At 51.8% G+C, this 19,859-nt stretch carries 19 protein-coding genes; 9 read left to right on the forward strand and 10 right to left on the reverse strand.

Annotation, left to right across the window (positions count from 1 at the left end):
* Positions 1-928 precede the first annotated feature (928 nt).
* Complete coding sequence (gene pdxR, locus TU92_RS07935) at positions 929-2,443, reverse strand: MocR-like pyridoxine biosynthesis transcription factor PdxR (RefSeq protein WP_112165978.1); 1,515 nt, start codon at positions 2,441-2,443, stop codon at positions 929-931.
* A gap of 139 nt (positions 2,444-2,582) precedes the next feature.
* On the opposite strand from pdxR, the gene TU92_RS07940 reads away from it, so the two are divergent.
* From TU92_RS07940 to TU92_RS07950, 3 genes are all read left to right on the forward strand, one after another.
* Positions 2,583-3,851 carry a 4-aminobutyrate--2-oxoglutarate transaminase gene (locus TU92_RS07940; protein ID WP_112165981.1) on the forward strand — a complete coding sequence of 423 codons (1,269 nt, stop codon included), beginning with the start codon at positions 2,583-2,585 and terminating at the stop codon, positions 3,849-3,851.
* A gap of 8 nt (positions 3,852-3,859) precedes the next feature.
* On the forward strand, positions 3,860-5,314 hold the full coding sequence (locus tag TU92_RS07945) for an NAD-dependent succinate-semialdehyde dehydrogenase (RefSeq protein ID WP_112165983.1): 1,455 nt from the start codon (positions 3,860-3,862) through the stop codon (positions 5,312-5,314).
* A 377-nt stretch (positions 5,315-5,691) separates the two neighbouring features.
* The gene (locus TU92_RS07950; RefSeq protein ID WP_112165985.1) at positions 5,692-6,333 is read left to right on the forward strand and encodes a hypothetical protein; all 642 of its coding nucleotides are present in this window, start codon (positions 5,692-5,694) and stop codon (positions 6,331-6,333) included.
* Between the two features lie 145 nt (positions 6,334-6,478).
* Here TU92_RS07950 and TU92_RS07955 read toward each other — a convergent pair whose 3' ends face one another.
* Positions 6,479-8,896 carry a TonB-dependent receptor domain-containing protein gene (locus TU92_RS07955; RefSeq protein ID WP_244207779.1) on the reverse strand — a complete coding sequence of 806 codons (2,418 nt, stop codon included), beginning with the start codon at positions 8,894-8,896 and terminating at the stop codon, positions 6,479-6,481.
* A gap of 363 nt (positions 8,897-9,259) precedes the next feature.
* On the opposite strand from TU92_RS07955, the gene TU92_RS07960 reads away from it, so the two are divergent.
* The 3 genes from TU92_RS07960 (at position 9,260) to TU92_RS07970 (ending at position 11,213) form a co-directional block, all read left to right on the forward strand.
* Complete coding sequence (locus TU92_RS07960) at positions 9,260-9,871, forward strand: TetR/AcrR family transcriptional regulator (RefSeq protein WP_112165987.1); 612 nt, start codon at positions 9,260-9,262, stop codon at positions 9,869-9,871.
* Between the two features lie 68 nt (positions 9,872-9,939).
* A complete protein-coding gene (locus TU92_RS07965; protein ID WP_112165989.1) occupies positions 9,940-10,728 on the forward strand; it encodes a siderophore-interacting protein in 789 nt (262 codons plus the stop codon).
* A 5-nt stretch (positions 10,729-10,733) separates the two neighbouring features.
* On the forward strand, positions 10,734-11,213 hold the full coding sequence (locus tag TU92_RS07970) for a PadR family transcriptional regulator (RefSeq protein ID WP_112166244.1): 480 nt from the start codon (positions 10,734-10,736) through the stop codon (positions 11,211-11,213).
* A gap of 67 nt (positions 11,214-11,280) precedes the next feature.
* Here the strand turns inward: TU92_RS07970 and map are convergent, their stop codons facing one another.
* From map to TU92_RS07995, 5 genes are all read right to left on the reverse strand, one after another.
* Positions 11,281-12,081 (reverse strand): type I methionyl aminopeptidase, encoded by an 801-nt coding sequence (gene map, locus TU92_RS07975; protein WP_112165991.1) that lies wholly within the window; start codon positions 12,079-12,081, stop codon positions 11,281-11,283.
* On the reverse strand, positions 12,074-12,328 hold the full coding sequence (locus tag TU92_RS07980) for a ParD-like family protein (protein WP_112165993.1): 255 nt from the start codon (positions 12,326-12,328) through the stop codon (positions 12,074-12,076). Before TU92_RS07980 ends, map begins: the two co-directional genes overlap by 8 nt.
* Before the next feature lie 146 nt (positions 12,329-12,474).
* Positions 12,475-12,747 carry a pentapeptide MXKDX repeat protein gene (locus TU92_RS07985; protein ID WP_112165995.1) on the reverse strand — a complete coding sequence of 91 codons (273 nt, stop codon included), beginning with the start codon at positions 12,745-12,747 and terminating at the stop codon, positions 12,475-12,477.
* A 53-nt stretch (positions 12,748-12,800) separates the two neighbouring features.
* Entirely contained in the window at positions 12,801-13,604 is an 804-nt protein-coding gene (locus tag TU92_RS07990) for a molybdopterin-dependent oxidoreductase (protein WP_112165997.1), read from the reverse strand.
* Between the two features lie 9 nt (positions 13,605-13,613).
* Positions 13,614-14,240: a cytochrome b/b6 domain-containing protein gene (locus TU92_RS07995; protein WP_112165999.1), complete on the reverse strand. Its 627-nt coding sequence runs from the start codon at positions 14,238-14,240 to the stop codon at positions 13,614-13,616.
* A gap of 153 nt (positions 14,241-14,393) precedes the next feature.
* On the opposite strand from TU92_RS07995, the gene TU92_RS08000 reads away from it, so the two are divergent.
* From TU92_RS08000 to TU92_RS08010, 3 genes are all read left to right on the forward strand, one after another.
* Positions 14,394-15,116, forward strand: coding sequence for a response regulator transcription factor (locus TU92_RS08000; protein ID WP_112166002.1), 723 nt, complete (start codon positions 14,394-14,396; stop codon positions 15,114-15,116).
* Between the two features lie 3 nt (positions 15,117-15,119).
* Positions 15,120-16,586: a HAMP domain-containing sensor histidine kinase gene (locus TU92_RS08005; RefSeq protein WP_112166004.1), complete on the forward strand. Its 1,467-nt coding sequence runs from the start codon at positions 15,120-15,122 to the stop codon at positions 16,584-16,586.
* 98 nt (positions 16,587-16,684) lie between these two features.
* Positions 16,685-17,005, forward strand: coding sequence for a DMT family transporter (locus TU92_RS08010; RefSeq protein WP_112166006.1), 321 nt, complete (start codon positions 16,685-16,687; stop codon positions 17,003-17,005).
* 55 nt (positions 17,006-17,060) lie between these two features.
* Here the strand turns inward: TU92_RS08010 and TU92_RS08015 are convergent, their stop codons facing one another.
* From TU92_RS08015 to TU92_RS08025, 3 genes are all read right to left on the reverse strand, one after another.
* Entirely contained in the window at positions 17,061-17,528 is a 468-nt protein-coding gene (locus TU92_RS08015) for a helix-turn-helix transcriptional regulator (RefSeq protein ID WP_244207778.1), read from the reverse strand.
* Positions 17,525-18,874, reverse strand: a complete 1,350-nt coding sequence (locus tag TU92_RS08020) for a type II toxin-antitoxin system HipA family toxin (RefSeq protein WP_112166010.1) — start codon at positions 18,872-18,874, stop codon at positions 17,525-17,527. The genes TU92_RS08015 and TU92_RS08020 overlap by 4 nt, the downstream gene beginning before the upstream one ends.
* Before the next feature lie 201 nt (positions 18,875-19,075).
* The gene (locus tag TU92_RS08025; RefSeq protein ID WP_112166012.1) at positions 19,076-19,780 is read right to left on the reverse strand and encodes an SDR family oxidoreductase; all 705 of its coding nucleotides are present in this window, start codon (positions 19,778-19,780) and stop codon (positions 19,076-19,078) included.
* Between the last annotated feature and the right edge of the window lie 79 nt (positions 19,781-19,859).

Below are 19,859 nucleotides of genomic sequence, written 5' to 3' on the forward strand. Positions count from 1 at the left end.
ACCATCTTAAAATCCTCATACGATATTGATTTCATAATCTCATCATCATTAGATTGCAGGGTTACGTGATTTTGAGATTCAACAATCCTGAAATCACCAAATCACCAAATCACCAAATCCTGAACTAGTGGGATGACAGAACATCATGATTATAGGATTCTTCTGTGAGTTTAGTGAGAAACTATAAGATGATAGAAGGTTAAAATTCCAAGATTCTGGAATTACAGGATTGAGTCCAAACCTATAAGTTATCCCAGGATAGTAGAATCATTTTAAAAGTTATGATTTCAGGATTCTGTGATTCTACATCGGTTGACGAGGTTTTACCGTATCGGTCACGAAGCAAATCCTGAAGAATCTCAAGATTCTGTGATTATATTAAAGTCCAATAATCCTGAGATTATTGGCGAGCAAGTGATTACAGGATTTTATAATCATTATATTATAATCAATCACTTATGAAAGTAATAAACTTCTGGGATTCTAAGATTCAAGGATTTATAAAGTATCCTGAAATCCCAGGATTTTATTCCATGATCCAAGAATCTCAGAATATAATTTTAAGAATCATAGGATTTTAGTATCTTGAGATTAATATCTTGGGATTATGCCCGTGTCAGGATTAACTAATCCTGACATCCAGTTACAGGAAAAATGTGGATGCTGTGAGTCTTACCCTGTAACGCAAATCCTGAGATTATGGGATTGCAGTGACTTCTGGGAATATGAGATTAGGTGATTGTAAGATTTCAGGATTATGGGATTCAACTAAGATAAAGTTACAGAATCACAGAATCACAGAATCACAGAATCACATAATGTTGAGATGTTGAGATGTTGAGATGTTGAGATGTTGAGATGTTGAGATGTTGAGATGTTGAGATTATAAGAGGCATCGTGATGACACCTCCAGAGATTTTTTACTGCGTCACGATTCTGCGATATTGCACTTTGAGGATATCAGCCTTGGCTTGAGTGAATCCACGATATGTCTAAAAGCCGCTTCGATATCTTCCTCCGCCACACATCCGTAGCCGAGCAATAATCCTCGCCGGGAAGCAGGGCGCAGGTAATAAGCGGAAAGAGGGCGTGTCAGCACATTTTTTTGTTCAAGCTCCGCGCTCAAAGCAACATCGTCAATTGAATCCGGTAAGGAAAGAATCAGATGTAGCCCGGCGTTGCTGTTCTCGCACATATATTCCTGGCCGAGTTCCTGCTCAATCATTCGCGTCAGTGCACTGCGGCGTTTGCCGTAAATCAAGCGCATGCGGCGGATATGCGCGGCGTAATGCCCTTCACGGATAAACTCCGCCAGCGTTAGCTGGGTCAACCCGTTCCCCCCTCGATACAACTCCGAGTGCGCGATTTTCAGCCGCGATGCCAGCTGACGCGGCAGAACGACATAGCTGATACGCATTGCGGGATACAATGTTTTGCTAAACGTCCCGATGTAAATGACCGGTGCATCGCTGGTCAACCCCTGAAGCGCGGGGATCGGGCTGCCGGAATAGCGAAACTCACTGTCGTAATCATCTTCCACCACCCAGCTGCCTTGCTGCGCTGCCAGCGCGAGGATTTTTTGTCGCCGCGCCAGACCCATTACGGAACCCAACGGGTAATGATGTGACGGTGTCACGCATATCAACTTTGGTGTACGAGCCTCTGGTTGATTTTCTGGCGGGTCCATACCGTTATCGTCCACGGCAATGGGATGAATATCTACTCCATTCACCGAAAGAACGTTACGGATCCCCCAGTAACTCGGCTCTTCAATCCATGCTACATCGCCTGGGTCGCAGAGCATTTTTGCCAGCAAATCCAGAGCCTGATGCGTACCTGCGGTGATGAGGATTTGGTCTGGCGTGCAATCTACTGATCGCGCTATGCGCAGATAATCCGCCAATGCCTGTTGCAGTTGCGGGCAACCACCGTGGCGCGAATAAGTGAGGAATTCAGGATGCAGGCGTCGGCTCAGGCGGTTTTGCAGTTTGCGCCAGATATCATGAGGAAATTGAGTGACATCTGGCACGCCAGGCATAAATACGCCCCACTGGTGCGAAGCAACCCCCGTTCGGGTTAGCAACTGCGAGCCGCGTTTGGATAGCGTGACGTGACTGCGCGCTGGTGCGCACTTCGTCAGTGTCTTATCGGCAATAACACCGTCACTGGGTAAATCGGCGGTAACGAAGGTGCCGCTTCCCGTCCGAGTTTGAATATATCCCTCTGCCTGCAATTGTTCATAAGCTGCAAGCACGGTATTACGCGAAATATCCAGTTCTTTGGCGAGATCGCGCGAAGCGGGCAGGCGGCTGCCGGGGCTGATGCTGCCGTCGAAGATAGCCTGTTGTAATACCTGATAAACCCGCTTGTTCAGGGTGCTCTGTGTGGTGCCGGCCATACTGGTCAGCCGCTGCAAAATGAGGTCAGAAAGCAGTGAACGCAAAAGTGGATCCTCGAAATAAACAGAACTGGTTCTGGATTATAGGGCCGCTGACAGGATAAAAAACAAGGGTAGATAACAACTTTCATACTTTATTGACCCCCGAACCTACAAAACATCAGCCTCAGGGCAGGAGAAAAACATGAGTCACAGCGAACTGGAAAAACGCCGTAAAGAAGCGACACCGCGCGGTGTCGGCGTCATGTGCGATTTTTACGCAGCGAAAGCCGAAAATGCCACGTTGTGGGATGAAGAGGGCAAGGAGTACATCGATTTTACAGCGGGAATTGCTGTGCTCAATACCGGCCATCGCCACCCAAAAATTGTCGATGCTGTACGCAAACAACTTGATCAGTTCACGCATACCGCCTTTCAGATTGTCCCTTACGCCAGCTTTGTGACCCTGGCGGAGCGTATCAACGCGATTTCCCCTGTGGCGGGAAAAGCCAAAACGACCTTTTTCTCGACCGGCGCTGAAGCAGTGGAAAACGCGGTAAAAATTGCCCGCGCCGCCACAGGCCGACCGGGCATTATTACCTTCACCGGCGCATTTCACGGACGTACGTTACTGACCATGGCGCTGACCGGCAAAGTGGTGCCGTACAAAGTGGGCTTCGGGCCTTTCCCGGCATCCGTTTACCATGCGCAGTTTCCGAATGCCCGGCATGGCGTCAGTACGGAAATGGCGCTCGACAGCATCGAACGTATTTTCCGCAGTGACATCAGTCCGTCGCAGGTCGCCGCGATTGTCTTCGAGCCCGTTCAGGGGGAGGGCGGTTTCAACATCGCACCGGATGATTTCGTCACGGCCCTGCGTGAAATCTGTGACCGCCACGGCATCGTGCTGATCGCCGATGAAGTGCAGAGCGGCTTTGCGCGTACCGGCAAAATGTTCGCAATGGAGTACTACGGCGATGCTAAACCCGATCTCGTCACCATGGCGAAAAGCCTCGGCGGCGGTCTGCCTATTTCAGGTGTGACTGGCCGCGCTGAATTGATGGATGCGCCAGAGCCGGGTGGTCTCGGCGGCACTTACGCCGGTAACCCGCTGGCCGTAGCCTCTGCATTGGCGGTGCTGGATATTATCGAAGAAGAAAAGCTGTGTGACCGCGCTAACCGTCTGGGTGCAGAACTGGTGGAAGTGCTGGAAACCGCCAAAAGAACCTGCGCTGCGCTGGTGGACGTTCGCGCGCGCGGTTCGATGGTAGCCGCAGAATTTAACGATCCTGCGACGGGTAAGCCTTCGCCAGAGCTGACCAAACAGTATCTGCGCAAGGCGCTGGATGCAGGTTTGCTGATGCTGAGCTGCGGCGTGCACGGCAACGTGATTCGTTTCCTGTATCCGCTGACTATCCCTGACGCCCAGTTTAAAGATGCACTGGCGATTTTATCTCGCGTACTGGCTGACTGAGGGATCTCATGCAACTGAAACATCAAACACTGCTGCGCCAGCAATGCCTGATCAATGGCGAATGGTTGGACAGCGAAAATGGCGAACGCGAAAACGTGATTAATCCGGCGACCGGCAAGGTTCTCGGCAGCGTTCCGCAAATCACCACGGCGCAAGCGGCGCAGGCTATTGTTTATGCAGAACAGGCGCAGGTGGGCTGGCGGGAGAAAACCGCCAAACAACGTGCCGCGCTGATGCAAAAATGGGCACAGCTGATGATCGAACACGCAGACGATCTGGCGGCATTGCTGACCGCAGAACAGGGCAAGCCGCTGGCGGAAGCGCGGGGTGAAATCGTCTATGCCGCCTCTTTTATAGAATGGTTTGCGGAAGAAGCAAAACGCGTCGAAGGCAGCGTGCTGGCGCCGGTTCAGGCGACACAGCGTATGCTGGTGCTAAAACAACCCATCGGCGTGTGCGCGGCGATCACTCCGTGGAATTTCCCGGCGGCGATGATTACCCGCAAGGCCGCACCTGCTCTGGCGGCGGGCTGCTCGATGATCGTCAAACCTGCCGAACAGACGCCGCTAAGCGCGTTAGCCCTCGGGCAATTGGCCATCGAAGCCGGTATTCCCGCGGGCGTATTGCAGGTGATCACCGGTTCCGCCCGTGAAGTTGGTAAAGTCCTTTGCGAAAGCCCGGTGGTTAGGAAACTCAGCTTTACCGGTTCGACCGAAGTGGGACGTATCCTGATGGCGCAAAGTGCGCCAACGGTAAAAAAACTCTCGCTGGAACTCGGCGGCAATGCACCGTTTATTGTCTTTGATGATGCCAATCTGGAACGCGCGGTGGCGGGCATTATGGCGTCGAAATTTCGCAACAGCGGGCAAACCTGCGTCTGCGCCAACCGTATTTATGTCCAGCAAGGCATCTATCCCGCGCTGGTAGAAAGACTGGTGGAAGAAGTGGAAAAACTCATTGTTGGCGAGGGTTCGAAACCAGGTGTGACGCAGGGGCCCCTTATTGACGATGCCGCGATTGCTAAAGTGCGTGAACACATTGCGGATGCGCTGTCTCAAGGCGCAACGCTGTTCACCGGCGGGGAACCGCACGCGCTGGGCGGAACGTTCTTCCAGCCGACTGTAGTGGGGAACGTTACCTCATCAATGAAATTCGCCCGCGAAGAAACCTTCGGGCCGGTCGCGCCCGTCTTCATGTTCACTGACGAAGCCGAAGCCGTGGCGATGGCCAACGACACTGAGTTCGGATTGGCTGCGTACATTTTCACGCGTGACGCCGCGCGCCAGTGGCGTGTGCCGGAAGCGCTGGAGTACGGCATGGTGGGCATTAACACCGGGCTGATTTCCAATGAAGTCGCGCCGTTCGGTGGTATTAAACAGTCCGGGTTGGGCCGTGAGGGATCACGTCACGGTATGGACGATTATCTGGAAATGAAATACCTGTGCATCGAACTGACGGACTAAGCCGTTCATTGTATAAGGACAGGGTCCGTATAATGTGCAGGGATGCACGCACGTAGTGCCAGAATGGGCTGTAAGTCAGAGCGTAAGAATGATTTAGTGCTGTATAGGTGAGCGCCTCTTTAAACATGAACCCCATAACTAAGAACAGGTTATTCCCCTATTTTTTTATAATAGTTATCTGAAGAATGAGTAATATCAATGAACAGGAAAATATAAAGTAAGCTTTGACCGTTTACGTTTATATTCATCTATGTTGATGTTCTCAATCGAAAAGTTTTTAAGAAAGTAGGAATTCCATGGTTTATTTATTCTTATGACTTATTTATGTCGCTAATAAATACACTGCGGGGTAAAGTTTATTCTAAAGGGATGTAAAAATGTCTATTCAGGAGCTCAATCGTTTTCGTAGTCGTCAGTATGAATTACAAACGCAGGGTGGGTTTTGTTGCGGGCTCAGTATCGCGCTAATGGTACATCTCCTTGAATGTGATAAGAGTTTGTCACGTCCAATGAGTCCGGCTCAGGCGTTTAAACATGTACATGAGTATATGGGAGCAGTTCGTGTGTCGGGAAATATTTTAGAAGATACGACCACACCAGGGTTTGAGATATTTCGTAAGAGAATTTTTCATCTTCAGAGCCAATATACCCGAAGTATTTTACCTAAAAAGCCATTTGTGCAAGGTTGCGGTGTGGTCTTGCTGGCTTTATCGGTGGGGGATACCTACAAACGTAAGGATAATTGTGCTTTTTTAAATAGAAATATTTATCCGATGAATCATATGGGAATAGCATTCTACGGTAACGGAGATGAAATATTTATTTTTGATCCTAACGCGGGCGGATTGATTATCCGCTGGAACGAAGATAGCTTTACGCCTACGGCAATTCATGCCGTAGATTGTGCGTTGCAGAGAATGTACAAAATGTACGACCGCATGCAAGGTCGTCGCACGGCGAATGTTGTACTCACGGAAATGATTTCTGAAAATGTTATGCCGTATGGGGATTGTATATAACAGCCACTTCAAATGACGATTATTCTGGTCATCAAAGACAATCTTCAGTGCTGGTTGCTCTTGAAAGCAACGTTCTGAGTTGAAAACAAGAAGGGCGCCGTGTTCTCACCGGCGCCCTTAAGCGTTTTATTGCATTAAAAATCCGTTAGAAATCGACGTTCACGCCCAGCTGGAAGTTACGGCCTGGCATCACGGCCAGCGCTTTGTTGTAAGCATCCTGATTGGTGGTATCGGTCAGGGTACGGCTGCTCAGGTAATCCCAGTATTTACGGTCGGTGAGGTTATAAACGCCGCCGTTGATTTTCACGTTCTTCGCGACCTGCCAGTAAGCGGTGGCATCGACCATACCGTAGCCCGGCACATTCATATAATCCACATTGGAATCTGCGATTGGCGTACCGCTGTTGGTATAGCTCTGACGACTGGTCGCTTCGGCTTTTTTGCCTTTCACGAAGGTGGCGGTGACTGCGGTGCCGTAGACGCCAGAAGGATCGTCCCACGCCACGCCCGCGACCAGTTTCATTGGCGGAACGCTGTCGAGATCGACGTATTTGTCGCCCGCATAGCTGGACTTGGATTGACCCTGCGCGTAACCCAGTGCGAAGGTGGTACTCAAACCGTTCACGTCGCTGAACCATGTACCGTAATCGATTTTGGTGCTCAGCTCGCCGCCGTAGATATACGCTTTATCGCGGTTTTCAGCCTGATAAATCGTATAAATGTTGGAAGGCACATTGGTGAACATGTTGCCGTTCTTCGCGCGGGTGTAACGGGTATTGGCGATGAAGTTTTTGTAGGTGTTGTAGAACACCGACGTTTTGAAGCTCACGCCTTGCGTCGCTTCCCCTTTCAAACCCCACTCGACATTATTGCTGGTTTCAGTTTTCAGATCGGTGTTACCAATCAGCGCGTACTGCGCCGCACCTGCGTAAGAAGAGCCGAGGTTCCATGAGCCGTAAAGCTGGCTGGCATCCGGGAACTGTGCGCCGCGTTTGTATTGCAGGTACGTCATCAGCTTCGGCGTCAGATCATAGGTGAAGGCCAGAGACGGCAGAACCTGCGTATCAGAATTGGCTTTACCGTACAGGGTTGAGACGGAGTCTTCAGAGACGACGCTGTTGGACAGATCGGACAGGTTTTTCGATTTGGTGTTCTGATACGCGACGCGCACCGCCGGGATCACCGAGAAGTTATGGCCGTCGAGGTCAAACTTCATGGTGTCCTGCAGGAAGCCGCCTAACACGTAGGTACGGCTGTTAGCTTCCGGCTGCATCGTGGTGGTGTAAATGCTCTGCGCAGGCGTTTCGCGGAACGGACGCTCGGTGTCAGACACGCGACCGTTGATCCCGGCGCTCAGTTCGTGACGTCCCAACGTTTTCAGCCAGCTGGTTTCCGCGCCGTAGGTGTCAGTATCATAGTTAGAATACACGTTCATCATCTGCTTGCCCGAGTTCGGCATGTAGGTGTTGTCGTGCGCCTGCGTATACTGGTAATAGACTTTGGAAACGACCGCATCGGCAAAATCGTTGAATGGCGTCCATTCGTCTTTCAGGCTTGCGCCCCAGCGACGGGTATTACTTTGCTGCTGCGCCGTGCCGAGCACGCTGCTGCCAGCGCTATCCCACGCATCGTAATGGGTGTGATTCACTTTCTCGTAGTAATCGAGCGTGCCGGTGAACTTGTGTTCATCATTTGGCTGCCAGATCCCTGAAGTCATGATGGCAGTGGAGTGCCAGTTGGCCGGATACGCATCATGCGTGCCGCTGTTGTTACTGGTTTCCTGACCGTCGCGGCGACTGATCGCCACTAACCCACGCAGCTCCTGATCGCCCGCGGCGGCGGTGATGCCGTTATGCCATGAACGGTCTGAGGAACTGTAATCCGACTGGTAACCGAAGTAGGTTTCTTTGCCCGGACGCAGATAATCGTCTGCAGATTTCGGCAGGAAGGAGACGGCACCGCCGATGGAGGTGTTGGCGCGCTCGGCGGAAGTGGCACCGGATTCGATATCTACCTGACCGTACATGTACGGGTCGATGTAATCACGGCCAATGCCGAATGTGCCCAGACCTGCGCGGCTCGCATAGGCGCGGCCTGTGGCACTTGGCTGTGGAATGCCGTCGACGTCAATGCTGACGCGGTTACTTTCCAGACCACGGATGTTGTAGCCGGTATAGCCCGCGCGGTCGAAGCCGCTTTTACCGTTACCGGAACCGCCGCTGGAGCCCGTTGCGCTGATCAGCGGTTCATAACGCATGATCGAACCGAAATCATTGCCGCCTTTTTTCTGCATATCGGCGGCGGAAATTGTGGTTTTTGAGCCCGGTTTTTTATCCGGCAGCGTCTCAGTCACGGTCATCACTTCTTCGTGGCTCTGCGCCAGATCCTGAGCGGTGCGCACCGGCTTCTTCTTGATCACGTCAGAAGGCTTTGTTTGGTTTTGTGCCAGATCGGTACTTTCTTTAACGGCTTCCGCTGCGTTAACGTTAAAAGTGGTGGTGAGAATCGTCCCCATGAAAACGACGTTTTTCACCAAACCCTGCTGTGAAAAGGATTTGAACATGTGTTTTTAGTCCTGCACTAATTTTTTAAGTTCTGCTCAACAAAACTGCCCTGCAAATGCTAAGACGCAAGTTAGGATCTCTTCCTGAGAATGCCTTTGTCCTTATAAAATATGGGTTTATTGGTCTGCGATACCCACACCGGCTTACTGCGAATGATAATGATACTGATAATTGTTATCAACAAATGTTAAGAATAAATGCCTTCCTTAACGAAATCTTTGCACTTTGTCGGCGGATTTGCGTTAAGGCAGGTGTCTTTACAACCCGTAAACCCGCCGTTAGAGTGGTCATAAGAACTGTACCGTACAGTTTAGCGCCCGACAGGTCTCTTCTGCCGGGCCTGAAAGTGAACAGGAGTGAGGATGAAAGTTCGTACCGAAGCCCGCCGGGAGGCGATTGTCGAAGCCGCCGCCACGTTGTTTAAAGAAACGGGCTATGAGCGCGCGTCCATGAATGAGCTGGCCAGACGCCTCGGCGGTTCCAAAGCCACGCTGTACAGTTATTTTCCTTCCAAAGAAGCGCTGCTGGTTGCCGTGGTGAAAGCCTGCACCACCGGGCATCTTTCGGAAGCGGTCAACGGTCTCGCCGCGCCGTTCCCGAGTCTTGATTTAGAAGACGTACTGACGCGCTTTGGCGAAAGAATGCTGCTGGTGCTGACCAACGACGGCGAGGCGCTAGCGGTTTACCGCATGGTAATCGCCGAAGCCGGGCATTCCGATATCGGCATGCTGTTTCACGACTCCGGACCGGGTGAGGCTATTCAGGCGCTGGCCGGATTTATGGCGATAGCGATGGAAAAAGGGCAAATGGCGCAGGCCGACGCACTTCTGCGTGCGCAGCAATTTCTGGCGCTGGTCACAGCGGAAACCAATATGCGGCTTTATCAGCAAAACCCTGCGCCGCTGGAGATCGCCGAGATCCGCCAGCTGGTTCTTAATGCCGTCGATATGTTTTTACGCGGTGGGGTGCGTTAAGAGACTTGCGTAAAATATTCCTAAGATATATCTTTCAAGGCAACTGATTCCCTGAAAGAGAAAACAATATGGAACAACCTCGTCAAGATTCCCCTGCTGCAAACCTGCCGGTTCGTGTAAAAAACGAACTGGCTTTTCGCGCGCTCACCGTCAAACGCAGCGAAAGCGTGGCGGGTTGTTTTAAACGCATCGTCCTCAGCGGTGAAGACCTCAAAGGCTTCAGTTCACGCGGCTTTGACGATCACATCAAACTGTTTTTCCCTGCCACACCGGGCGATGTCATCACCGCGCCGGTCGCGACCGAAGAGGGCATTGTCTGGGGCGAAGGCCCGCGTCCGCTGAACCGGGAATACACGCCGCTGCACTTTGATGCGCAAGCCAACGAGTTGACGCTCGATTTTTATCTGCACGACGGTGGCGTTGCCAGTGAATGGGCTGCTGCCGCGAAGCCTGGCGACCCACTTATCATCGGCGGTCCGCGCGGTTCACTCATCATTCCGACTGACTATCAGTGGCAACTGTATCTTTGCGATGAAACCGGTCTGCCGGCACTGAAACGTCGCCTTGGCGAACTGAAACAGGCGGCAAGTGACGCGAAAATCACCGTGCTGGTGAAAACCAAAGACGCCGGTTGCGAAAACTATCTGCAAGATGAAGCAGATTTTACTATCGAATGGGTTATCGGCGGCGAAGCGCTGGTGCAAAAGGTAAAAAGCCTGACGCTGCCGGACAGCAATTACTATGTCTGGGCGACTGGCGAAGGCAAGCTGGTGAAAGGGCTGAATGATTATTTCACCGTTGAGCAGGGGCTGGATCCGGCATATGTCCGCTGCGTGGCGTACTGGCACGATAAATAATGCTGATGAACAAACAACACCGCCGCGAAAGGATGTTTGAAACCGGAGATATCCGGTTACTGATGCTGCATTTTTTACAGCAGCGTCCGGCACACGGTTATGAACTGATCAAAGCAATAGAAGAATTAGCCAAAGGTGAATACACGCCGAGTGCCAGTATTATTTATCCGAATCTGACGTTTCTGGAAGAGCAGGCGTTAATCACGTCAAGCCAGGAAGAGGGCGGAAAGAAACAATACGCGATCACGGCCGAAGGCGCAGAATCGCTGGCGCAGCAGGGCGAATTGCTGGATTCAGTGACTGAGAAACTGCATTCGCTGGCGATATTATCCAATAACCGCAGTATTCCTGAAATGCAGCGTGCGATTAATAATATCCGCATGGCATTAAACCTGCGGCTGGCCAAAGGTCCGATCGAGCAAGATACGCTGTATAAAATTACCGATGCATTGGATCGCGCGACGAAAGAAATTGAGCGCAGCTGATGCCATAACAGGTGATAAAAAGAAAAAGCCTCCGGTTAATCTGGAGGCTTTTTGCTTTTACAGGGCATTAATTATCTTCAGGCCAGGGCGTCAGGATTTCATATCCGTCTTTAGTCACCGCCACCATATGCTCCCACTGTGCAGACAACGAGTGATCTTTAGTCACGACCGTCCAGCCATCGCCGAGCACTTTATTCTGCTTCTTACCGGCGTTAAGCATCGGTTCGATGGTGAACAGCATGCCTTCCTGCAAGACCAGACCGCGACTTTTCTCACCGTAATGCAGTACCTGCGGATCTTCGTGATAGCCCATACCGATGCCGTGACCGCAATATTCTTCAACGATGGAAAATCCTTCGCGGTGTGCGACGGCGGCAATGGCAAAACCCACATCACCCAAGGTCGCGCCCGGACGCACGACTTCAATCCCGGCCATCATCGCTTCGAGCGTGGTATCCACCAGGCGGCGAGCCATAATGCTCGGTTCACCGGCGTAATACATCCGGCTGGTGTCGCCGTACCAGCCGTCTTTGATCAGTGCGACGTCAATATTGACGATATCGCCTTTTTTTAGCGCTTTGTCCGAAGGGATGCCGTGACAAATCACATGGTTAACGGACGTACAGACGGTTTTTTCGTAGCCGTGGTAGCCAATGTTCGCCGGAATTGCCTGCAATTCGTTGACGATATAATCATGGCAAAGGCGGTCCAGCTCATTGGTGGTCACGCCAGGCACGACGTGCGGTGTGATCATATGCAGAACGCGGGCGGCCAACTGCCCGGCGATGCGGGCTTTCTCAATACCTTCCGGCGTTTTGATCATCCGGTTATTGTTCACAAAGTACTTGCTGTCTAAACCATTATTCATTACTTGCCTTCCTGTGTGTGCCACCCACGTTTAACAGCGTGCGGATACTGCCGGTATTTTCATCAGATTCCATGCTGCACTGCACCAGCAGGCGCGAAATTTCACTGTGCGTCATATCAGGATGCGTCTCCATCAGCATGCCAATTTTCATCCAATGTTCCGCCTGCGCATTCATCGAGCGTGTATAGGCCAGACTGGCGATGCGCAGATTTTCATGCATCAGTTCTGAAATCTTGATGATACCCATCGGGTTACCTCAGCAGTATACGAATTATATATGAACCGTATACTACGCCGAAAGGTGGGGATCCTCAACTCTTGGCGGCCAGGAAAAGTAAAACGCCTCCGGCCAGAAAGGACGGAGGCGTGACAAAAAGGCAGACTGCGCGAAACTTACTGGCTGGACGTGTCTTTTTTCATGGCATCTTTTGACATGGAGTCTTTCGACATCGTGTCTTTTTTCATGTGATCTTTCGACATTTTGTCTTTCGACATACAGTCCTTACTCATACTGTTTTTCGCCATTGAATCTTTGCTCATGCCGTCCTTTTTCATGCAGTCTTTCGACATGCTGTCTTTTTTCATCATCGCATCAGCCGCGTAGGTGGTGCTCACTGCGCCCATCATCAGACAGGCAGACATCATTATTGCGGTTAACTTTTTCATAGTATTTCCTTCTTTAGGGTCTTGATAAGGTAAGAGTATGGGTTTTGGAGGATTTAACTTCCGCCGAACCAGTTGTAGCCCTGATCTTCCCAGTAGCCACCGGTAAACTTATTGGTAATTTCAATCACTTCGATGTGTTTCGGATTCTTGTAGCCAAGCTTGGTAGGCATTCTCAACTTCATCGGGAAACCGTATTTGCGCGGCAAAATCTGCCCGTCATAAGTCAGCGCCAGCAGAGTTTGCGGGTGCAGCGCGGTCGCCATGTCGATACTGGTGTAATACTCATCGGCACATTTGAAACTGACGTATTCCGCGCTGAGATCGGCGCCAATCAGGCGCAGAAAATCTCCGAACGGTACGCCGCCCCATTTACCGATGGCGCTCCAGCCTTCGACGCAAATGTGCCGCGTCACCTGGCTGACCTGCGCCATTTTGTAGAGCGTCGGCAGCGACCACTCGCGTTTGTCCAGCGCCAGACCGGCGACTTTCAGGCGCCAGGCGTTACCATCAATGTCTGGCGCATCGTCTTCGGCGTAAAAAGCGTTAAACGGGAACGGGCGGGTGATCATTGATTCGGCGTACTCCGGCGCGAGGCGCACGGAGCCAAACAGCCAGCCCTGAACGCGGTCGTTAAAACCGGAGATTTTGCCCAGCGCGGTTTCCACGCTGGCGTTATCACTGATGTCACAACCGGTCAGCATCGCTACGCCACCGAGTGTCAGCCCGCGTTGTAAGAACAGGCGGCGCGAGGGCGCATCCAGCTGACGAACAATTTGTTTCTGCGCTTCCTGCACAATCGCTTCGCTGTCGGACGGGCTAAAAATCTGGCTGATGCTTTTCTTGATGATGTTTTTCATGTGTTTTCCTTAACGTCCGCGGATCATGGCGATCAGCGTTTTCGGCACCAGCGCCACCATCACCAGATGCAGCACCACAAACCCCACCAGCGACGCCATCGCCAGAAAATGCACATAGCGCGCCGTGTCGTAACCCCCCATCAGTTCACGCAGCAACGGAAACTGTACCGATTTCCACACCACCAGCCCGGAAAGCACCAGCACGATGCCGTCGAACATCACGAACAGGTAAGCGGCGCGTTGCACCATGTTGTAGTGACGCAGATCGTCATGTTGCAGCTTGCCGCGTAATGCCGCCCGCAGATCGTTGAAAATGCCGCGCGGCGTCAGCGGCCAAAACTTCTGTTTCATTCGGCCTGTGAAAATGTTCATCAGCAGGTAAAACACGCCGTTAAACCCGAACAGCCACATCCCGGCGAAATGCCACTGAATCGCGCCACCCAGCCAGCCGCCGAGCGTCACTGTGGACGGGAAATCAAAATCAAAAAGCGGCGATGCGTTATAAATCTGCCAGCCGCTGGTCACCATGATCAGCACCGCCAGTGCATTCAGCCAGTGAGTCAGGCGCAGCCATAAAGGGTGAACCGTGACCGGTTTGCGTGTCGCGACCGGAGGTAATTCTGTGTGTATCGTCATGATGTCAGCCCGCCATCTTTCCCGTTGATGTAACGAGTATTGGGCGGATTTGTTCCCGAAGACCTCACGCAAAGTTAAATTAAATGTGATAACTCTGTGGCATGCGCTTGTGTAGACTCAGGGAAGGGTTTGGAAGATCGGGTTGAGAAGAAAATGGATAAGACCAGGAAGATTTTGATCGTGGAAGACGACGGCGATATCGCCGATTTACTGAGCCTTCATCTGCGCGATGAAGGCTATGAGATAACCCACGCCGCCGACGGCAATCTGGGCGTGGCGTTGCTGGAAAAGGGCGGCTGGGATGCGTTAATTCTCGATCTGATGTTGCCAGGCGTCGACGGGCTGGAGATCTGCCGTCGCGCCCGTAACATGACGCGGTACACGCCGATCATTATTATCAGCGCCCGTTCCAGCGAAGTGCACCGCGTGCTCGGGCTGGAGCTGGGTGCGGACGACTATCTGGCCAAGCCGTTCTCCATGCTTGAACTGGTGGCGCGGGTCAAAGCGCTGTTTCGCCGTCAGGAAGCGATGAGCCGCAACATGAAGATGGATGCGGGGACGTTGAGTTTCACCGGGCTGGTGATCGATCCGATTGCGCGCGAAGTGATTCTCAACCATCAGCCGGTGGAACTGACGCCGCGCGAGTTTGATCTGCTGTATTTCTTCGCCAAAAATCCCGGCAAAGTCTTTTCACGTCTCAGTTTGCTCAATCAGGTCTGGGGCTATGAACACGAAGGGTATGAGCACACGGTGAACACTCACATCAACCGGCTGCGCATCAAAATAGAAACCAATCCGGCCGAGCCGGAACGTATTCTGACCGTGTGGGGCAAAGGGTATAAATTCGCGTCTTCTGCTGAAGAGGCACAAGGGTAAATCATGAAAAATCTCACGCTGGCACAAAGACTGACACTGGTATTTACGCTGCTGCTGCTCGCCTGCTGCGCACTATCCGGCTACATGCAGGTGCGTTCGAGCAATCAGTACAGTCAGGCGGTGATCCAGCGTTTGTCGGCGAATCTGGCGACGCAGATCGCGGCCAACAATCCGCTGCTGAGCCAGGGCGAATGGGATCCGAAAGCGGTGCATGCGCTGTTCAATCAGCTGATGGCGGTGAATCCCAGCGTCGAGGTTTATCTGCTCGATAACAACGGCAACATCGTCGGTAATGCTGCACCGGCAGGCCGGTTGCAACAGCAAAAAATCGATCTCAAACCGGTGACTGCGCTGTTGCAGGGCGCAAAAATGCCGGTCTATGGCGATAATCCGCGGGATCCGCAAACACGTCAGGTTTTCAGCGCCGCACCGTTGCAAGCGGACGGTGTGACCAAAGGCTACGTCTACATCGTTTTGCTCGGCGATGAATACACCGCGCTGGCCAGTGATGCGCAATATCAGTCGGCGATTTATCTGGCGCTGCGGTCTATGGGGCTGGTGGCGCTGTTTGGCCTGCTGGCCGCCGCGCTGGCATTCCGCTGGGTAACGCGTCCGGTGCGTAAACTGACCGCTCAGATTGCGCAGCTCGACAGCGGCGGGATGGACGCCATTCAGTCGCTGGCGAAAAGTGAACCGCCCGCCGGTGCGCCGCGCGATGAAGTGTCACAGCTGCAACAGGCGTTTATCGCGCTGGCAAAACGTATCGATCAGCAGTGGCAAAGCCTGATGGTGCAGGATCAGCAGCGCCGCGAGTTTATCGCCAATATTTCCCACGATTTGCGCACGCCGCTGACCTCGTTGCACGGCTATCTGGAAACGCTGTCGGTGAAATCTGACCAACTGAGCAACGAAGATCGCCAGCGTTACCTGAACATCGCCCTGACGCAGAGTAAAAAAGTCGGGCGTCTGGCGCAGGAACTTTTCGAACTGGCGCGGCTGGAATACGGCGTCGTGAAGCCGCAAAAAGAGCCGTTCTCGCTGTGCGAACTGGTACAGGATGTGTTTGCGAAATTCGAACTGGCGACCGAAACACGCGGGCAAAAACTGCTGGCGGATATCACTCCCGGCATTCCGCTGGTGAATGCTGATCTCGGCATGATCGAACGTGTGCTGACCAATCTGCTCGACAACGCCATCCGCCACACGCCGGAAGGCGGTACTATCGAAATCAAACTGTGGAAAAGTGAAGGGCAGGTGATGGTGCAACTGAAAGATTCCGGGCCGGGTATCGCGCCGGAGCTGAAAGACAGTCTGTTCGTTCGCCCGTCAATCCTCAGCGCCAATAAACATCGCGCAGGCGGCCTCGGGCTGATGATCGTCCGCCGTATTTTGCAGTTGCACGGCAGCGATATCCGGCTTATCGAAGAACCGAAACGCGGCGCGTGTTTTCAGTTTTCTGTGCCGGTGTAGCAGACTGCATTATAATCAGCCTTAACTCGCTGACTGGACGACCAGAGATTCGGCTTAATTATTCAGGGACGACCCTGGCATTCTTAAAAGGAAACATCATGGCCTGGGTATATCTGTTTTTTGCAGGAATTTTCGAAGTCGTCTGGTCGGTGGCGATGAAAGAGTCCCACGGGTTCAGCCGCCTGGTTCCCAGCATCATCACCATCGTTTTCATGTTACTTAGCTTCGCTCTGCTCTCTATCGCGATGAAAACGCTGCCGCTCGGCACGTCTTACACCGTCTGGGTGGGTATCGGCGCGATCGGCGCATTTATTCTCGGCGTGACGATGTTTGGCGAAAGCCTCAATCCGCTGCGCGTCATCGCCGCGCTACTTATTTTTGCCGGCGTTGTGCTGCTGAAGTTTGCGACGAAGGAATAAGGGCAGGGGAAAAATGCAGGAAGCCGCTCAGAAGAGCGGCTTTTTTGTTTGATAATTATTCTTTAAACATCGCTGACAGCATATGACGAGAAGTGGGTACCAGCCCGACTTGCAAGCCAAAAGGCTTGAAGACTTTATTGATAATGTCAGAGGTATAGTTACCCTTATCATTTTCTACTTCAGATAATGTCTTACGTGAAACGCCGGTCAGTTTGGCGAAAATATCCTGCTTTAGGCCTAACACGTCAACTCTCAGCGTTTTCAGTGCTTCTCCTTGCGTCATTTCTCCTAACAAGAGAGCTTTCATAATCGCAATTCTTGTTTCGTTTCTTTCACTGATGCCTGCTGGCTTCGATAAATGAGATACCCGCTGGCGCGGCTGCGATTTGTAAAGTGAAAAAGAGGATGCATCATTGGATACCGTGCGTTTTTCACTCGAATTTTTTTGCTCAGTGTTCTGCGCTGAACGAATTTTCTCGATTGTGTCCTTCACCGTATCGCCAGTGTAAGGTGCCTTTTTCACAATAAACCCCATCGTTGTAATTTAACGGAGATAAAATTGAAGCCGATCCCTGACATATCAGTAATCTGTGCCGGTACCCCTCTTTCCACAAGCCTGTGTTTCAGTCCGAGCAATTGCTGTGCGGTATCTTTCAGCGCGTGTAGCAATGTATGAGCGGGTACGAGATCGGAGAGCACGTCTGAAATCCCGGCGAAATCATATTCACCGCCAATTTCTAAAGGTTGTGTCCATTTCATGGTTCTGGCAATACCTTCCGGGTCAGCCTTCATTGGTGCGAAATCATAGATGGGTGCAAGACGGATGCTGTTTACATCTTTAATGAAAGAGGTATTACGCCCGTGATTGTCGCTATTACCAAAAATAATATTAAGTAAATCACGGCGCACCCATTCGATCACAAATGCCTGGATATCGAAGTGAAATCCCTGCTCCGTGACCATGTGACTTTGAATAATCTTACTGACCAGCGTTCGAATCGTCTCTTCATGATAAAGCGTGACACCCGGTGCTTTTCTCAGGATTGAATAGACTGATTCCAACCCAAACCGTTTGATTTCAGTGTCACTTTCAAAAGAAATATCGAATCTGGGAAGCCAAAGTGAGGGATAACTGAGCCCCTCTTCAAGGCGCATATCCCGTGTGGATATGGTTTCGAATCCCATTGCTTCCAGTTCATGGTAGTAGTGAAATTCGGCTCTTAATATGTTGCAGTCAATTTCACTTCTTGAACCACGGGGAAATTTCACTAAATAGTGGAGATCGCGGTTGGTGAGATCATTTTGATAGGTATCAATCCATATCTGCTGCTCATTGCTGCAACGGAGCAGAAGTTTGGGGGCTTCCCCGCCAGCACCTGTCGCACCTCCGGCGGCGGCACCGCGCTGTTGTGCGTAATCCAGAAAATCACTGGCTCTGTTTTTTACGTCTTCGAGTGAAAAAAACAGTTTTTCAGCCTGAGCATGGTACTCGGGCAGAGATTCTTTGATCCTCAGATTCCCAACCGGGGACATCGTGCCGTGCTTAAGCAAGACGAAATTTTGTTGGTCCGCCGTCAGCCCTTCCAGATCCAGATAGTTTTCCCAATAACGTCGACTTGACCCACTTGGAATAATGTCATCCAGAAACTTCATCCAACCGCGTTGCCTGTCATCCTCAAAGAACAGAGCGACAGGATGGTTCAGAGAGGCCGCATGGTTATCATCACGCCCAAGGTTTTCAATGGCATAGTCTGAATGGTAGTTCAGCTCAGTAATGCGCAATGCATTGTCACCTGTACCTGAAAATGTGATGGCAGCAATATCAACCCAGTGGTTATTGAGAAAACATTGTAACGTTAAATTTTCCATGTCATGCCCTCGTGATTATGAGTGAAATACTACACCGTAATCGACGATTTCTCAAATACCGTTACCTTTAATACACATTAATGCCTGTTTTTCCATTTAGTGCGTGCTATGCCACTCATTAAAAACCATCGGGTTATTCATACTGCCTGAAAGCTGGCGGGGTGACCTTTGGCCGTTAAAACCGCGTGAGGGAATCAGTATTCAGCGCTTCGCTTTATCCCTTCTCGGCCTCACCGCAATATCTGTAATCTGCGTGTCGTCGCTGGCACTGATGACCAGCCGTACGGCAGCGGCGACGGAATCAGGCGCGCTGTATTCGCGGGGATCGATAGCATCGAAGTTGCCCTGACTCTCGCGGGTTTTACGGTTCATCGGGGTATCGGTCGGGCCGGGTGCGACGGTGGAGACGCGCACGCCGTACTCGCTTTCTTCCTGCCGCAGCGCATGGGCGAGGGCGCTGAGTGCAAATTTAGACGCGCAGTACACCGTGTTACCACCGTCAGCTTTGGTGCCGGATCCGGAGCCGATAAAAATCACCTGACCTTCCTGTTTGCGCAGTGCAGGCAGCGCAAGACGGGTGAATTCAGCAGGGGCAAATACGTTGATGGAAAACTGTTGCTGCCAGTCCTCAGGCCGCGCCTGGTCAAGACGCAGGGGTTTGGAAATCGCGGCAGAGTGAACAAGCACATCAATCTCTGGCAGCGCGTCGACGAACCGTTGTACGGCAGTGAAATCCAGCAAATCGATTTCCACCGCTTCGACATTTTCAATCAGCCGCAATGCCAGCAGGCTGTCTTTATTTCGCCCGAGTGCGAAGACCCGATGGTCCCGCGCCAGATCGTGAACAATCGCCAGCCCGATACCGCTGGTTCCGCCGGTTATCACGGCGACAGGGAGAGTACTCATCATGTTTTCCTTCAGGTTTTTTTATCAACCTAACAGCTGATGGCTGAACGGGCGACCGACTTTATTGGCTTAGCTTGTG

Origin of the sequence: Rahnella inusitata, assembly GCF_003263515.1 — a bacterium.
Lineage (GTDB): Bacteria > Pseudomonadota > Gammaproteobacteria > Enterobacterales > Enterobacteriaceae > Rahnella > Rahnella inusitata.